This window comes from uncultured Chitinophaga sp., from assembly GCF_902168175.1.
Classification (GTDB): Bacteria; Bacteroidota; Bacteroidia; order Chitinophagales; family Chitinophagaceae; genus Chitinophaga.
Window position 1 is genome coordinate 407,042 of sequence record NZ_CABHOU010000092.1, and the last position, 15,503, is coordinate 422,544.

General features: G+C 47.3%; 16 protein-coding genes. 9 read left to right on the top strand and 7 right to left on the bottom strand.

Features of this window, described 5'->3' with window-relative positions:
* Positions 1-5 precede the first annotated feature (5 nt).
* The 5 genes from gldL (at position 6) to QZT80_RS21010 (ending at position 4,748) form a co-directional block, all read left to right on the top strand.
* Complete coding sequence (gene gldL / locus QZT80_RS20990) at positions 6-749, top strand: gliding motility protein GldL (protein ID WP_295126768.1); 744 nt, start codon at positions 6-8, stop codon at positions 747-749.
* A gap of 53 nt (positions 750-802) precedes the next feature.
* A complete protein-coding gene (gene gldM, locus QZT80_RS20995) occupies positions 803-2,347 on the top strand; it encodes a gliding motility protein GldM (RefSeq protein ID WP_295126770.1) in 1,545 nt (514 codons plus the stop codon).
* A gap of 22 nt (positions 2,348-2,369) precedes the next feature.
* Positions 2,370-3,398 (top strand): gliding motility protein GldN, encoded by a 1,029-nt coding sequence (gene gldN, locus QZT80_RS21000; RefSeq protein WP_295126772.1) that lies wholly within the window; start codon positions 2,370-2,372, stop codon positions 3,396-3,398.
* Positions 3,399-3,476: 78 nt separating this feature from the next.
* On the top strand, positions 3,477-4,052 hold the full coding sequence (locus tag QZT80_RS21005) for a Crp/Fnr family transcriptional regulator (RefSeq protein ID WP_295126774.1): 576 nt from the start codon (positions 3,477-3,479) through the stop codon (positions 4,050-4,052).
* An 81-nt stretch (positions 4,053-4,133) separates the two neighbouring features.
* A complete protein-coding gene (locus QZT80_RS21010; protein WP_295126776.1) occupies positions 4,134-4,748 on the top strand; it encodes a DinB family protein in 615 nt (204 codons plus the stop codon).
* A gap of 287 nt (positions 4,749-5,035) precedes the next feature.
* Here the strand turns inward: QZT80_RS21010 and uvrC are convergent, their stop codons facing one another.
* The 5 genes from uvrC to gpmI all read right to left on the bottom strand — a co-directional run bounded on the left by uvrC (position 5,036) and on the right by gpmI (position 11,150).
* Positions 5,036-6,865, bottom strand: a complete 1,830-nt coding sequence (uvrC, locus tag QZT80_RS21015; RefSeq protein ID WP_295126777.1) for an excinuclease ABC subunit UvrC — start codon at positions 6,863-6,865, stop codon at positions 5,036-5,038.
* 6 nt (positions 6,866-6,871) lie between these two features.
* A complete protein-coding gene (locus QZT80_RS21020; protein WP_295126778.1) occupies positions 6,872-7,441 on the bottom strand; it encodes a hypothetical protein in 570 nt (189 codons plus the stop codon).
* 111 nt (positions 7,442-7,552) lie between these two features.
* Positions 7,553-8,164, bottom strand: a complete 612-nt coding sequence (locus QZT80_RS21025) for a hypothetical protein (protein ID WP_295126780.1) — start codon at positions 8,162-8,164, stop codon at positions 7,553-7,555.
* Positions 8,165-8,169: 5 nt separating this feature from the next.
* Positions 8,170-9,438, bottom strand: a complete 1,269-nt coding sequence (locus QZT80_RS21030; RefSeq protein WP_295126781.1) for a hypothetical protein — start codon at positions 9,436-9,438, stop codon at positions 8,170-8,172.
* A 188-nt stretch (positions 9,439-9,626) separates the two neighbouring features.
* The gene (gpmI, locus tag QZT80_RS21035; RefSeq protein WP_295126783.1) at positions 9,627-11,150 is read right to left on the bottom strand and encodes a 2,3-bisphosphoglycerate-independent phosphoglycerate mutase; all 1,524 of its coding nucleotides are present in this window, start codon (positions 11,148-11,150) and stop codon (positions 9,627-9,629) included.
* 279 nt (positions 11,151-11,429) lie between these two features.
* Between gpmI and QZT80_RS21040 the strand changes: the two genes are divergently transcribed.
* From QZT80_RS21040 to QZT80_RS21055, 4 genes are all read left to right on the top strand, one after another.
* On the top strand, positions 11,430-11,825 hold the full coding sequence (locus QZT80_RS21040; RefSeq protein ID WP_295126785.1) for a DUF4783 domain-containing protein: 396 nt from the start codon (positions 11,430-11,432) through the stop codon (positions 11,823-11,825).
* 94 nt (positions 11,826-11,919) lie between these two features.
* Positions 11,920-12,768 (top strand): carboxylating nicotinate-nucleotide diphosphorylase, encoded by an 849-nt coding sequence (gene nadC / locus QZT80_RS21045; RefSeq protein WP_295126788.1) that lies wholly within the window; start codon positions 11,920-11,922, stop codon positions 12,766-12,768.
* Positions 12,769-12,799: 31 nt separating this feature from the next.
* Positions 12,800-13,660 carry a diacylglycerol kinase family protein gene (locus QZT80_RS21050; RefSeq protein ID WP_295126881.1) on the top strand — a complete coding sequence of 287 codons (861 nt, stop codon included), beginning with the start codon at positions 12,800-12,802 and terminating at the stop codon, positions 13,658-13,660.
* A gap of 15 nt (positions 13,661-13,675) precedes the next feature.
* A complete protein-coding gene (locus QZT80_RS21055) occupies positions 13,676-14,011 on the top strand; it encodes a translation initiation factor (RefSeq protein WP_295126790.1) in 336 nt (111 codons plus the stop codon).
* Positions 14,012-14,584: 573 nt separating this feature from the next.
* Here the strand turns inward: QZT80_RS21055 and QZT80_RS21060 are convergent.
* A complete protein-coding gene (locus tag QZT80_RS21060) occupies positions 14,585-15,337 on the bottom strand; it encodes an AraC family transcriptional regulator (RefSeq protein WP_295126884.1) in 753 nt (250 codons plus the stop codon).
* A complete protein-coding gene (locus QZT80_RS21065; RefSeq protein ID WP_295126888.1) occupies positions 15,277-15,444 on the bottom strand; it encodes a hypothetical protein in 168 nt (55 codons plus the stop codon). Before QZT80_RS21065 ends, QZT80_RS21060 begins: the two co-directional genes overlap by 61 nt.
* Positions 15,445-15,503: the final 59 nt, after the last annotated feature.

Here is a 15,503-nt window from a genome sequence, read left to right on the forward strand (position 1 = left end):
GACCTATGGCTATGAATAACTCTACTGGTAAATGGCTGAACTTCGGTGTTTGTATCGGTGCATCCGTGGTAATTATCGGTGCATTGTTTAAGATCCAACACTGGCCTGGTGCCGACGTCGCCCTGATTATGGGTTTGAGCGTTGAGGCCCTTATCTTCTTCGCGTACGCTTTCGTACCAGACTCCTCTGCCCCTGCAGCCCCTGTTGCAGTAACGGTTGCCGGAGGCCCAAGTAACACAGCAGCGCTGGATAAGATGCTCCAGGAAGCAGACATTACACCCGCAAACCTGAAACGCCTGAGCGAAAACTTCCAGAAACTGGGTTCTACAGTAGAAGGAATGAAAGATGTGAGCAACGTTGTTGCTGCTACAGGCGAGTACACCGCTAAAACTAAAGAAGCTACCGCAGCTCTCGGCTCCGTAACAAATGCTTACACCAGCGCCGCTGCCGCAGTTGCTTCCTTTAATACTGCTTCAGATTCTACCAGGACGTTCCACGAACAAGTGCAGGTAATGACCAAAAACCTCGCTTCTCTGAACGCGATATATGAACTGGAACTGCAGGATACCAACAATCACCTGAAAGCAATGAACACGTTCTACAGCAACCTGCTGAGCGCGTCTCAGGCGATGACAAACAGTGTTGACGACGCCAAAAAGACACAGGAGCAAATCTCCCTGCTGGCGAAGAACCTGGGTAACCTTAATACCGTTTACGGTAATATGTTGACTGCAATGCAAGGCAGATAAGGTATCGCATATAGATTGGAACAAAGACATTAATCTAAAATTTGTAAACAACTATGGCACTACCTAAAGACCCCAGGCAGAAGATGATCAACTTCATGTACCTGGTCTTAACGGCGATGCTGGCGATGAACGTATCGGCAGAAATCCTAAACGCATTCGACATAGTAAACGATTCAATTATAACATCAAATAGTTCTTTAACAGGTAAAAACGACCTCACTTACAAACAGTTCGAAAAGCAACTGGCTGCTGATGCCGCCAAAGCCGGTCCTTATAAAAAGAAAGCGGACGAAGCTAAAAAAGTATCTGCTGATGCAGTAGCTGAAATCGAACGACTGAAAGAAGAGATCATTAAAGAAAGCGGTGGCCGTAAACCAGATGGCGATCTGAAAGGAAAAGACAACCTGGACGCTGCTACCCGTGTAATGGAAAACCGCAAGGAAGGTAATAAATTGCAAAAGCGTCTTGAAGAAACACGCGCAAAATTCCTCAGCCTTGTGAGCGCCAAACACAAAACTGACCTGGAAAAAACACTTCCGCTGAAGATCGAGATCGGTCACGCGAAAGTTGGTCATGGTGGTCCTGCCAAAACATGGAGCATCTACCACTTTAACATGGTACCTACCATCGCAGCGGTAACAATCCTCTCTAAATTCCAGAACGACATCAAAAACTCTGAGTCGCTCGTTATCGACGGATTGTTAAAAGAAATCAGTGAAGAAGACTTCGTGTTCGACCAGCTGGACGCACTCGTGTCTTTGAACTCAAAAAACCTGACAGAAGGCCAAACGCTTACCGCGCAGATCGCCATGGGTGCCTACAGCAGTACTGTAACCCCAACGATCACTGTTAACGGTCAAAGTGTGGAAGCTGTAAACGGTAAAGGTACTTTCTCTATCCCGGTTTCGGGCCTTGGTGAAAAAACCATCTCCGGTACAGTGGTACTCACCAAACCAAACGGTCAGCGTGTAGAAAAAAGCTTCTCTGAAACGTATAATGTAGGCGCTACCGCTACTGCAATTTCTGCAGATAAGATGAACGTGCTTTACATAGCAGTACAGAACCCGATCTCTATCACTGCTGCCGGCGTACCTGCGGAAAGCGTAGTTGCTTCAATTGAAGGCGGTGGTGGACGTATCGAGAAGAAAGGTGCAGGCCAGTTTATGGCCACTGTAACTTCTCCCGGTACCTGCAAAATCGTGGTAAGTGCTACTGTAGACGGTAAAGTGAAAACACTGGCATCTAAAGAATACCGCGTAAAGAACATCCCGGATCCTGTTACAATGATCGGATTCTCTAAAGGTGGTCTTGTTAAAACGGCGGAATTCAAACAGCAGCAGGGTGTAAGAGCTGTACTTGAAAACTTCGAATTCGAAGGTGTTAAATATGATGTAGTTGGTTTCCGTATCGGTATCGACGCAAGAGGTAAGGATTATGTGGACGAAGTAGCTTCTTCAGCCTACTTCCCTGGTCCTGCCAAAAGCGCACTGCAGTCTGTGAAACCTGGCGACAAAGTATATATCGAAAATATCAAAGTAAAAGGTCCGGACGGCAAAACCCGTGATATGCCGTACGGTATGACCTTCACTTTAAACTAAATAAAGTATAAACCGAATGGTTATGCGAGCAGATATGATTAAAAACATTGGTTTAGGCACATTGTTGCTGACATTCTTAGCCACATCGGATGCTGATGCGCAAAGGCGCAGGCGCGCTACTACAGATACGCCGCCTCCTACCGAGCAGGCCCCGGTTACCAACCCTGCCACCGGCAACACGGTAACTACTCCTGCCTCTTCGGGTAATGCACCGGCATCTACCGGCGCTCCTATCGGAGAACCGGCACCGGCTGTATCCGATACGCCGCGCAAGTCGCTGCGTGTAGACGGAGTTGTAGAAAAAAGGCTGAACGCGGAGCGTACGCCAATTGCCTACGACTACATCCGCGAGGATGACCGTTTCTGGGAAAAGAAGATCTGGCAGGTAATCGATGTGCGCGAAAAAATGAACCTTCCCTTCCAATATAACGTGGAAGACGAAAGTGGCGTAAACCAACTGTTCATCAATATCCTCGTAGAAGCCATCAAAAATAATGAGGTAGAAGCTTTCAACCCGATCGACGACCGCTTTAGCACCAAGATGACCTACCAGGAAATCCAGACTAAAATGGGTGGTGAAGAAAGGACCGTGCGCAGCATCGACCCTGTAACAGGGGCCGAAACAATGGTGACCACACGCGACGAATTCAACCCGCTCACCGTAAAGCAGTTCAAAGTGAAGGAAGTTTGGGTGTTCGATAAAGAGGCCTCTGCACTTAAAGTGCGTATCCTTGGCATCGCGCCGCTCATGTCGAGGTTAAACGAAGACGGTTCGTTCCGTGCCTCCGTGCCCCTCTTCTGGGTTTACTACCCCGACCTGCGCCCTGTACTGGCTAAGTACGACGTGTACAACCAGAACAACGACGCATCTACTATGAGCTGGGAAGACCTTTTCGAAATGCGCTTCTTCGCCAGCTACGTAGTGAAGGAAAACAACACCTACAACCGTGAGATCCGCCACTACATCAAAGACGGTGTAATGCAGCTCCTCGAAGGCCAGTCTGTCAAAGACAAAATCTTCAACAAGGAGCAGGACCTCTGGCAGTACTAATCGTGTAACGTCAAATCCTGTATAGAGAAGCTGTCCCGCATGGGGCAGCTTCTTTTTTTTGTTTATTTTAGAGGAGATATGGATATCGATAAACTCAGGCCTGCCATATATGCAGTAGTTGATCTTCCCCCGCAGCAATGGGAAGAAATGGCCGCCTGCTGGGAACCTGTGCAGTTCAAACGGAAGGAAGTGATCACAGCGGCCGGCGAAGTAGAGCGTTACGCCTATTTCGTGCTGGAAGGTGTACAAAGAGCTTTCTTCCTGGAAGGGGATAAAGATGCAACATTGGTGTTCAATTATACCGGCTCTTTCTCCGGGGTTATCGACTCGTTCTTTTTACAACAACCCTCACGTTACTACCTCGAAACCCTCACCGCCTGCCGTTGCCTGCGCTTATCGTTTGCCGACCTTACCCGGCTGATGGACAAATATCCCCTTATCGAACGCTGGGTGCGCATCGGTACTACGGCAGCTCTTTCGGGTGTAATGGAAAGGCATATAGAAATGCTCACCAGTAATGCGGAGCAGAAATTCCGGAAGCTGCTTACCCGCAGCCCGCACGTACTGCAAATTATACCGCATAAATACCTCGCTTCTTACCTCGGCATTGACCCTGCAACCTTTTCTAAGTTGATGGGCTCTGTGCGCCTCTAAAGCAGCCTTTTTCTAAAATGTTGGTCTGCACCAAGATTTTGCTTAGGCGTGCTTGCTACCTTTGTTGAAACAAATCATGGTATGAGAACATTTAACCGCCTGGAACTTCTTTCTGCTTTACAATCCGATGTAAACCGCATCGAATCGGTAGTGAAAGATGAAATATCCGGCTTAACCCCCAACATTCTTTTGCAGTCTCCGGCTCCTGATAAATGGAGCATTGCGCAATGCCTGGAACACCTGAACGGGTATGGACGTTATTATCTCCCGCAGCTCGACGCAGCCATCGCCGGTGGTGCATTACAAAAAACGATACCGCCGGCGGTGTTCAAAAGCAGTTGGCTTGGTAATTATTTTACCAACATGATGAAACCGCAGGCTGATGGGGCGCTTAAATCAAAAATGCAATCGCCCAGGGATAAGGTTCCGCAGTCCAAGCTAAATACATCGGCCGTGCTCGATGAATTTATGGACCAGCAGAAACAACTCACAGCATTATTACAGCGTGCAGAGAAGGTAAATATTCAAAAGCTACCAGTGCCCACATCACTTAGTAAATGGATCAAACTGTCTGCAGGCGACACTTTCCGCTTCCTCATTGCGCACGAACAAAGGCACTTACTGCAGGCATTACGCGCTAAGTCTGCCATTACAGGTGCAAAGGGAGTAACCCCGGCTATTCTCCTGGCTATCTAAAAGGGCTACAGTAAAGCGTTTTATCGGATTTTATGTGTTGTAACAAGTGTGTAAGATAGCGTTGAGATTTGGCATGATAACAAGCCCTTAACATAGAGATAATCAAGCCATCGCTATTTTTATATTGTACTCGGGCACACGCTGAAAGTGAGGCTGGTACACGCATAACGCCGATACTCCACCGGTGGTTCCGGTATTCTAAATATCTGTGTCTTTTAATGGTTAACTTGGGGAATGAGCCTGGTTTTACAACCGGGCTCCCTTTTTTAGTGGCGGTGTTAACGTGGTTATGCAGGCGTGTCTTTTGCTTTATCTTCTTTGTGAAAGTACTCCCAAACTATCTTTCCTTTTGCAACGCCTATCTCCTTCACCAAATCGTCCTGCGAAAGCAGTTTTACCTTCGCTACAGAGCGGAATGTTTGCAGTAATTGGGTGGCCGTGTTTTCTCCAATGCCTTTAATGCCCTCCAGCTCATTCTTAAATGTGCCTTTGCTACGTTTCTGGCGATGGAAGGTAATACCAAAGCGGTGTACCTCGTCGCGTATGCGCCTGATCAGTTTCAGGCTTTCGCTGTCATACGGCAGTTTAATGCTGTCTTTATCTCCGGGGAAAAATATCTCTTCTTCGTTTTTAGCCAGGCCCACCACCGTCATACTGCCGATAAGGTCCAGTTTGCGGATGCTGTCCAGCGCGGCACCTAACTGGCCCTTACCGCCATCTATGATGACGAGCTGTGGTAACGGCTGCTGTTCTTCCAGCAACCTGCGGTAACGGCGAAACACCACCTCGCTCATAGAGGCGAAGTCGTTAATTCCCTCAACTGTTTTAATGTTGAAGTGGCGGTAGTCCTTTTTGGAGGCAATACCATCTTTAAACACCACGCATGCGGATACCGGGTAACTACCCTGGAAGTTCGAGTTATCGAAACATTCAATATGCACCGGCAGTTCCTGCAACTCCAGGTCGGCCTGTAGTTTATAGAGTACGTTCTTTTTCTCCATATCCGTCTTGCCTTCGAGGTGCAGTATCTTCTTTTTGTACAGCTCTTCGCGGAAGTAATTCACGTTTTTGGAGGAAAGGTCCAGCAGCTTCTTTTTATCGCCGCCTTTTGGTACCGTAACCGTTACCTGTTCTTCAGGATAACTTACCTCAAATGGTACGATGATCTCTTTTGCCAGGCTGCTGAAAGCTTCGCGCAGGTAGGATATAGCGTAAGGAAGTACTTCCTCGTCCGTTTCCTCCAGCTTCTTTTCCAGTGTAATGGTTTTGGTATCGGCGATGGTGCCGTTAAGTACGCGGAGGTAGTTTACGTAGGCGTGGTTACCCTCACTCAGTACGGTAAATACATCTACATGACCAATCCGGCTGTTAACGATAGCCGATTTGGATTTATACTCCTGCAGGCTTTCGATCTTTTTCCGCATAATCTCCGCTTTCTCGAACTCCATGTTCATGGCGTGTGCCTGCATTTGTTCGCGAAACATATTCAGTACGGGCGAGAGGTTGCCGCGAAGTATTTCTTTTACCTGCTGCAGGCCCTCACGGTAATTATCTTCTTCCTGCAAACCTTCGCAGGGGCCTTTACAGTTGCCAAGATGGTATTCCAGGCACACTTTATACTTCCCCTTTTTTACATTCTGCGGCGAAAGGTTAAGGTTACAGGTGCGTAGCGGAATGTTATAGCGGATAATATCTAAAAGCTCGCGCACACGGCCTACGGAGGTAAATGGTCCGAGGTATTCCGACCCGTCTTTAATAAGGCGGCGGGTAAGAAACACCCTCGGGAAAGATTCATGTTTGATCACGATAAAAGGATAACTCTTATCGTCCTTCAGGTCGATATTAAACTTGGGCCGGAACTGTTTTATCAGGGAGTTCTCCAACAGGAAGGCGTCCTGCTCGGAGTCTACGATGGTAAACTCTACATGGTGGATGTTCTCCACCAGTTTACGTGTTTTATAGTTGTCGTGATTCTTAACGAAGTAGGAACTTACCCGCTTGCGGAGATTAATAGCTTTGCCCACGTACAGCAGTTCGTTACTTTCGTTAAAGTACTTGTATATACCTGCCTGGGTAGGTATGGTGTGCGATATTTGAGAAAACTCTGCTGCGGTCATACTTTACTACTTGTTTTGCTGTCCAAACTGAACGATCACTTCCATTTGCTCTTCTTTCAAAAACAATACCTTCTGTACAGTAATAATGCGCATTAGTTTGTTGTGCTCATAATGCAGGTCTTGTTTAAACCGGTACAGCATATTACTTGCGGAAGAGGTAATGTCGGCGGAGCGCAGCTGCTGTTGTTTATCAACGTTCAGGATTACCTGCGAGGGGCGGGTTTGTTTGCCCTTAGCCATATACATCACCGAGGTGTCGCCATTAAACGCGTTGGCGATTTTAGCCTCGCTGTAGGCGTCGTACAAGGAGGGCTTACTGATGTCCGCATCCATAAATGGCTGGAACAGGGAGTTAATGGCAGCGGTATCTGCTACCATAATCGTATCGGTTAGGCCGTTGAGCGTTACTATTTTTTGGATAGATGGGCGCTGTTGCTTCAATTGTGCGGCCTCTTCCCTGAAAATCCGTTTCAGGTCCCGGTAACTGCGGGTAGATGGGTGCGGCTGTTCCGGGCCGGTGCAGGCGGTTACTCCAATCAGCATTCCTATCAGCGAAAACCAGGCTAATGATCTCATAACCGCAAAATTAGGGAAACTAAGCCATCCCCGCGGTGTTAACACCGTCTTAAAAAAATAATGCGCCGTAAACACGGCGCATCTGATGCATGAGCAAATCTGTCGAGAGCACTAAAGCGTTAGGCCAACCCTGAAGGTGATGCGGCCGAAAGTATATTTATCAAAAGCGGCTTGTTCCGCCTCAAATCTCGTTTTTACTATTCCCTTCACATCGCTGTACTGGTATCCTGCACTGATAATAAATGAGCGCCGGACGCTGGCGCTGAACTTTTGTCCGATACCACCTTCGAAAACTACTCCAGGCTTGTCCTGTTTAAACTTTTCGTACGTAGTTTCCATCTTTACCAGATGTGAAAAACCTGCATTTCCATAAATGAAGGGCGTAATTTTTTTATCCAGCAGATCATAACGAACGTCTGCGAAGATGGGTATTACGCTTATGTCGGGAAACTGTTTTTCTTCAACATCTATCAGCATACTACCTAAATAATAATGCTGATAACCAATCCCGATCCCTACCGAATACTTATGCTGGAAACGATAACCGAGAACTGTTTTTATCGAGATCCCGGTTTCGTTCCCGTAAAGCATTCCTGTTTCCGTAATATTATAAAGAACGTTTTTCCGCTTGCCGGAATTCGTTTGTGCATTACTGTTATTAACATTTATACTCAATACCAGTGTTAAACATAAGCCAGCGGCCAGTTTTACGAGATGCTTCATAAGTACTACTTTACATCTGTAACAGGTATTTTACTCAGTAGTTTAGGCTTTTGTAAATCGGTATAGCTGTATTGATATAATCCATCTTTAGCACTTACCAGCAACACATCATTGTATGGGATTACGTCATAGGTTTCTATGCCTTCGAGCAATTTAACGGTCTTTATGTCTGTAGTATTGCTCGCATCCAAAAACTTTAATCCGAATTTTCCTTCGCAGATAAATAGTTTACCATTATCAATGCCTAATCCCCAGGGATTTTTCATTGGGTAAGTTTTAATCAGGAAGGGTGCTTCTACATTTTTTACGTCTACTACTTCCAGTTGATTCGTAAACCCCTGGCATGCTGAGCCTGATCGCAGCGTTACATAAGCTTTATCATCTTCTACCACCACAGGATCGCAGCTACGTACATGCGAAAACGTTCCTTTTAAAACCGGTGCCGTTGGGTTGCTGGCATCCATAATGTACATGCCCGCATTAGCGCCTACGAAAAGGTAGTTTTTATAGGGGAACAGTGTTTCGATACCAAAAGCTACTTTCGTTGTGTTCGCAAATTGCGGGTTGTCCGGTTGCTGGATGTTATAGGCTTTGATCTCCGCATTGTCGATCAGGTACAACGTGCTGTTCATCACGGTAAAACGAGACATCGATCCGCCCTTTGCTACAGCGCTGTAGTTCGATTTGGCGCTGGCATTTTGGAGCGTAACGCTGTTCGCATCTGAATACATTACCGGTCCGCCTGTTGGTATGGATGAGCAGTCCAGTTGATAAACTGTGTCCCGCGCCAGGTAGTCAACTATCAGGGAATCACGCACCTGCGTAAACTGGTAGTTGTATCGTACATCGTATACGTTTTCTACCCGCTTGTTCAGCTTCACATTGACAGGGTCTGTAATGTCAAACACCACCAGGTCCATAAAACTATCCGCATATAAGGCATTGCCCGATACAGCCAGGTCTACATTGCCCGGAATGTTAATAAACGAAATTTGTTTAGGGGCCGCAGGGTTCCGGTTATCGAAAACGTGAATCCCTTTGTTCAGCTCATTTAAAAAAATGTAACTGCCCTTTATATAAATTTTCCCCGGGTGATGCACTTCGGTTGCAGCCACCATCCGCACATCTGCTCTCACATCGGTCAGCGATTTCCTCACCGCAGTATAAATAGTAGCCGGTAGTTCTCTTTTGCACGTATCCTTTACGCAACCCTGAAAGGCTGTCCCCATCACTACAATTACCGGAATTAAAAATGACTTGTAGAAAGCATTCATGGGCTGGGTAATTTGATAGTTAAACGGGGGAGGGAAATGAAAAGTTACAGTGAAGGGAAAAATCTCTTTGTAATTGAAAAACAATTGGTTGGAAAGAGGGCGACTATCTGTAAAACTTATCTTGTACTGCTCGAAATAAAAAGCCCCGGCGTTGCGGCTGGGGCTATATTTTAGGTAGATGTGTTACTTTATACCAGTATGTTGCCTGTCATTTCTTTTGGAATAGGCAAGCCCATAAAATGGAGGATGGTAGGAGCGATGTCGCCCAGTTTACCGCTTTTAACGGTGCCTTTAAAATCATTGCTGATGATGAACAGCGGTACCAGGTTCAGCGAGTGGGCGGTGTTTGGTGTACCGTCGGGGTTGATCATGAAGTCGGCGTTACCGTGATCGGCTGTCAGGAAAACGGTATAATCGCTGGCCAGGGCAGCAGTCACCACACGGGCCACGCAGTTGTCCACCGTTTCTACTGCTTTTACCACCGCGGGCCAAACACCTGTGTGGCCTACCATGTCGGCATTAGCGAAGTTCAGACAAACGAAGTCGGCGCTCCTGGCGAGCAGTTCCGGAACAATGAGGTCGGCCAGTTCGTTGGCGCTCATTTCCGGCTTCAGGTCGTAAGTAGCTACTTTGGGCGATGGGGCCAGCAGCCTTCTTTCGCCGATGAACTCGATTTCGCGGCCACCGGAGAAGAAGAATGATACGTGCGGATATTTTTCCGTTTCGGCAATGCGGATCTGGGTGCGGTTGTTTTGCTCCAGCACTTCGCCGAGCGTCATATTCAGGTTATCGTTCTCAAAAATCACGTGTACGCCGTGGTACGATTTGTCGTACTCGGTCATGGTAGTATAGTTGAGCGCCAGCGGGTGCATGCCTGCTTCCGGGAAAGCCTCCTGTGTAAGTACCTGTGTAATTTCGCGGCAGCGATCCGTACGGAAGTTGAAGCTGATTACTGCATCGCCGGGCTGTATAACGGCTATTGGCGTTGCGCCGTTTTCAGAAACGATGATGGGTTTAATGAATTCGTCGGTCACCCCTTCTGCATAAGAGGCTTTGATAGCGGTGAGCAGGTCTTGCGTGTAAGTGCCTGTGCCGTGTACGAGTGCATCGTAGGCCAGTTTTACTCTTTCCCAGCGTTTGTCGCGGTCCATGGCGTAGTAGCGGCCGGTAACCGTGGCTATTTTGCCGGTGGTGGCTGCCAGGTGTTGCTGCAGGTCTTCGATATAACCCAAACCGCCTTTAGGATCGGTGTCGCGGCCATCGGTAAACGCGTGTATATATACGTTAGGCAGGCCTTTGTCTTTGGCGATCTGCGTGAGTGCTTTCAGGTGATTGGTGTGAGAGTGAACACCGCCATCGCTTACGAGGCCCATCAGGTGAAGGGCTTTACCGTTAGTGAGGGCATAGTTCATTGCGTTCTGGAGTACCGGGTTGGCGGCCAGCTCGCCGGTGCGAACGGCTACGTTAATGCGCTGAAGCTCCTGGTATACTATACGGCCGGCACCGAGGTTCAGGTGACCAACTTCTGAGTTGCCCATCTGGCCTTCAGGCAAACCTACATCTTCACCACAGGTAATAAGCGTACTATGCGGATATTGCTGGTATAAAGCGCTTACAAAAGGAGTTTTAGCGTGTGCAATGGCGTCTGCAGCGGGTACCTGCCCCTGGCCCCAGCCATCCATAATGATCAAAATTGCTTTCTTATTTTCCATACAATATCCTGGCTTTTAATATTTAATTATGAGGTCGTGAAATTATACAAAAATCGGATGACTGTTAGCAGTTAGTTATTACAGCGCTCAACTCCCTAAAGTTTACCTACACGAAAAAATATCCGGCGTTCACCTCCAAAACTATTACATGCCAAATACTTTATATAGTTTCGGCGCTGATTTATATAGCACAAAGGTGGCATTTATTAGGCTGATGCTGTGTTTGGCATGCTTTTGGCTCCTTGCATAACCGATAAAAAGTATATTAAACGAACGGACATGAAAAAGATAATTTTTGTACTCACCTCTCTGGTACTGGCGGGAATGTTCGCAGCATTCACCATTTTCGCCGCACCTTTCGACGATGTGGTAAGTGCAATTAGAAAAGGCGATGCAGCAGGATTGTCTCGTTTTATGGATAATTCTATAGATATCACCATGTCTGGTAAGTCGGCTTCTTACAGCAAGGCACAGGCGGAGATCATTCTGAAAGACTTTTTTGCCAAAAACCAGGTTAAATCAATAGAGATCATCCATAAAGTGGAGAGTAATAACGGTTCTGTAATGGCTGTAGGTAACATGACTACGTCAGGCGGCAACTACCGTACTACCATTTATGTGCTGAAAAAAGGCAATAATACCGTACTTAACGAGCTTAAATTCGAGAATAAATAAACAAAAAGTTGAAATTAATTGTAAAAGCCCCCGGTGCTTCGCTAGTAATTGCGAAGCACTTTTTATTTTTGGGCCTGCGATCAAAAGAATGATTATGAACGAGCATGCACTTACGGCCTTTATTACAGCCGCCCTGGCGGAGGATATTGGCACTGGCGACCACAGCACACTGGCCTGTATTCCTGCTTCTGAAAAGGGGAAAGCGGTGTTGAAGATAAAAGAGAACGGTGTACTGGCCGGTATGGAAGTGGCGGAGGCCATCTTCCGGCACCTCGATCCCGGAACAGTATTTATCCCTTTAAAGAAGGATGGGGAAGCCATGACGGCCGGAGAAACGGCTTTTGAAGTGAGTGCCACCGTGCATACGCTCTTATCCGGCGAGCGGCTGGTGCTTAACTGTATGCAACGTATGAGCGGCATTGCCACGCTTACCCGCACCTATACCGAAAAACTGAAAGGTTATCATACCCGCATACTCGATACGCGCAAAACCACACCTAATTTCCGTATGTTGGAAAAAGAGGCGGTGCGCATTGGGGGCGGTGTAAACCATCGTATGGGGCTATACGATATGGTGATGCTGAAAGACAACCATATCGACTTTGCAGGAGGAATTACCGCAGCAGTGGAGCGTACGGTTGCCTATCTGCAGAAAAACAACCTGCCCTTGCAGATAGAAGTGGAAACCCGCACGCTGGCCGATGTGGAGGAAGTGCTGAAAGTGGGCAGGGTGCATCGTATTATGCTGGACAATTATCCCCCGGCGCAGATAACGGAGGCGCTGGCACTGATCAAAGGCCGCTATGAAACGGAAGCTTCCGGCGGTATTACCCTCGCTAACCTGGAGGAATATGCCAAAACAGGGGTAGACTTTATTTCTGTGGGTGCTATCATTCATCATGCGGTGAGCCTGGATTTAAGCCTGAAAGCGGTTACTCAATAATCTCAAAAACAGTTTTCTGAAAAAGATACTCATCATCATTAACCGTAAAGCGGGTACCGACAGGGAAAAGCGGATGGAACAGCATATTCGCCAACACCTCCCCGCCGATCAGTTTTCTGTTGCCGTTAAACATCTTGAATACCTGGGTCATGGTGCCGACCTTGCGAGAGAAGCCGTGAACGATGGTGTACACACCGTAGTAGCGGTAGGTGGCGATGGTTCCATAAACGAAATTGCCCAGGGACTTGTGGGTTCAGCTACTGCGCTGGCTATAGTGCCCCGTGGTAGCGGCAACGGACTGGCCCGCGCGCTGAAAATCCCGCTGGACGTTCCTAAAGCGCTGGCGTTGGTGGCAGTTAACAAACAGTTACCCATGGATGTGGCTTATGCCAACGAGCACCTGTTCCTGAGTAACGCCGGCGTAGGTTTTGACGCATTAATAGCAGATCGTTTCCGGCATAGCAAAAAACGTGGACTGGTTAATTACGCCCGTCTTATCATTGGTCACTTCCGTCGTTACAAACCGGAGGCGTATGATATGCAGATAGATGGGGGAGATAAAAAGATGTCCGCGTTCCTGCTTACAGTGGCCAACGGCAACCAGTTCGGGTACGAATTCAAAATAGCACCGCCTGCCAGCGTGTTCGATGGCTGGCTGGATATATGCGTAGTGAAGCCCGTCCGCTTCTGGGATTTGCTGCCCATCAGCATCAGGTCGCTGGCTGGTAATATCCATAAAAGCGGTTACATGCAGCATGAAAGAGGGAAGGAGATAGTGGTAAGCAGCCCCGGGCTCGACAGTTTGCAGGTAGATGGCGATGCGGTGGAGTTGAAAGGAAGTGAGGTCCGCTTTCACATAGTTCCTGCCGCTTTACGTATTATTGTACCATAATTAAAAGGATCCATTATGAGCAAGAAGAAACATTCCAACCCAGGTGGTATTGTGTTTTCCACCAATCCCGATTTTTCATATGAGTCCGATAACCAGGAAGATCAGGATACCTTGCCGCCTGCAGAGCAGCGACTGAAGGTTATATTGGATAAAAAACAGCGGGCTGGTAAAGTAGTAACGCTGATAGAAGGTTTTGTGGGTAAATCGGAAGACCTGGAAAAGCTGGGTAAAGACCTTAAAACCAAATGTGGCGCCGGCGGCAGTGCTAAAGATGGGATAATACTGGTACAGGGCGATTACCGCGAAAAAGTAGTGAAGTGGCTGCAAGACTGGGGTTATAAAGCGAAATAGAAATATCTTATTAAGTTGATAAACAAAAGGGACAGTCCGGAAGGATTGTCCCTTTTTTATTGCCGTCTGTTTATGGCTGAAAGTAGTGTCGGCTTAATGGTGATTGCCCGGGATAAGGCCGCTGCGGTTCGGCATTATCTTACCAGATATCTTCTGGTCCATAGGATCGTTTAGGCAGCCTTGTACCATCCTTTAACGATCCTTGCTATATTATAGGTTAATACTTCGTAGATCTAAGGTTCATTCTAGGTTGATTATAGGTCATTTAACCTAGAATGAACCTAGGATGAACCTAGAATGAACCTAGAATGAACCTTAAACGGAGCAGGGATGTAGCCGGGATCTGCCTGGGATGAGGCAGGCTGGGTCTTGTCCGGTCTTGTCCTGCTATAGGTTTACACCTGTTGTTAGGAAATACTGAATTTGGTTTACAAAGAATCTTGATTGTCCTGAAGCCGGTTTACGGGTTTCAGGAATAGTCCTGTTGGAGGTTGACACCTGGTCTTGTCCTGCTATAGGTTTGCACCTGTTGTTAGGAAATACTGAATTTGGGTTACAAAAATTTTGATTGTCCTAAAGCCGGAAGAGGTGCGGCGCTTGTCCTGTGTGTTTTTTGAAGAACTGGGTAAAGTTTCCCGGGGCGTCGAAGCCCAGGCAGTCGGCGATCTCCGAAATTTGCCAGTCTGTATGCTTCAGTAGTAGTTTGGCTTCCAGGGTGATGCGGTGTTTGATATGTTCACTGGCGTTTTTGCCCGTAGCGGTTTTTACGCTGGCGTTAAGGTGATTGGGATGAACGTGAAGCTCAGCGGCAAAGGCTTTGACGGTTTTGAGTTGAAGCTGCGTGTGCAGTGACTGGATAGGGAATTGTTTCTCCAACAAACTCACAAACCGTTTGGTGAGCATGTGGGATGCATTGATTGTTGTATGGGCCGGGGCTTCCGCATTTACCTGCCGTTTGGCCTTTAACATTAACAGTTTAATATAGATGCGAATCGCTTCTTCCCGGAATGGATCTTCCGAATCAAATTCCAGTTTTAATTGTGTAAATATGGATTCGAAGTATCGCGCTTCTGCTTCTGTAAGGTTAACAACGGGGTTGCCGCCGGTTGTAAACATAGGGTGATTAAGTACTTCTTCCCTGTCCTGTGGTGCGTCTTCAAACAATTCCTCCTTAAAAATACAATAGTAGCCATCCTGTTCTGCTTCGTCGTCCGGCATCCATGTTTTTAAGTCGGTGGGGTTTATGAACATGAGTACCGGCGGCTTTATATGGTATTCGTTATGGCCAAGCCTGAAGTGTCCCGGCCCGGCGGTGATGAGCGATATTTTAAAATAATCGCGCCTGCTGGCAGCAATATCATGCCTGCAGTTGTAATCTCTTCTGGAATGGACGCTAAAGTAGCGATCAGTAAAAACTGCTTCGCTGATATCATGTATAGATTTGTTTAATATAATCGAGTCTTGGCTAAGGTCATCCATTTTTAAGATGGAT

What these genes read in the sequence shown, in the direction of transcription:
- gldL (WP_295126768.1), top strand. Translation starts at nt 6, where the DNA reads ATGGCTATGAATAACTCTACTGGTAAATGGCTGAACTTCGGTGTTTGT.
- gldM (WP_295126770.1), top strand. Translation starts at nt 803, where the DNA reads ATGGCACTACCTAAAGACCCCAGGCAGAAGATGATCAACTTCATGTAC.
- gldN (WP_295126772.1), top strand. Translation starts at nt 2,370, where the DNA reads ATGCGAGCAGATATGATTAAAAACATTGGTTTAGGCACATTGTTGCTG.
- QZT80_RS21005 (WP_295126774.1), top strand. Translation starts at nt 3,477, where the DNA reads ATGGATATCGATAAACTCAGGCCTGCCATATATGCAGTAGTTGATCTT.
- QZT80_RS21010 (WP_295126776.1), top strand. Translation starts at nt 4,134, where the DNA reads ATGAGAACATTTAACCGCCTGGAACTTCTTTCTGCTTTACAATCCGAT.
- uvrC (WP_295126777.1), bottom strand. Translation starts at nt 6,865, where the DNA reads ATGACCGCAGCAGAGTTTTCTCAAATATCGCACACCATACCTACCCAG.
- QZT80_RS21020 (WP_295126778.1), bottom strand. Translation starts at nt 7,441, where the DNA reads ATGAGATCATTAGCCTGGTTTTCGCTGATAGGAATGCTGATTGGAGTA.
- QZT80_RS21025 (WP_295126780.1), bottom strand. Translation starts at nt 8,164, where the DNA reads ATGAAGCATCTCGTAAAACTGGCCGCTGGCTTATGTTTAACACTGGTA.
- QZT80_RS21030 (WP_295126781.1), bottom strand. Translation starts at nt 9,438, where the DNA reads ATGAATGCTTTCTACAAGTCATTTTTAATTCCGGTAATTGTAGTGATG.
- gpmI (WP_295126783.1), bottom strand. Translation starts at nt 11,150, where the DNA reads ATGGAAAATAAGAAAGCAATTTTGATCATTATGGATGGCTGGGGCCAG.
- QZT80_RS21040 (WP_295126785.1), top strand. Translation starts at nt 11,430, where the DNA reads ATGAAAAAGATAATTTTTGTACTCACCTCTCTGGTACTGGCGGGAATG.
- nadC (WP_295126788.1), top strand. Translation starts at nt 11,920, where the DNA reads ATGAACGAGCATGCACTTACGGCCTTTATTACAGCCGCCCTGGCGGAG.
- QZT80_RS21055 (WP_295126790.1), top strand. Translation starts at nt 13,676, where the DNA reads ATGAGCAAGAAGAAACATTCCAACCCAGGTGGTATTGTGTTTTCCACC.
- QZT80_RS21065 (WP_295126888.1), bottom strand. Translation starts at nt 15,444, where the DNA reads ATGATATCAGCGAAGCAGTTTTTACTGATCGCTACTTTAGCGTCCATT.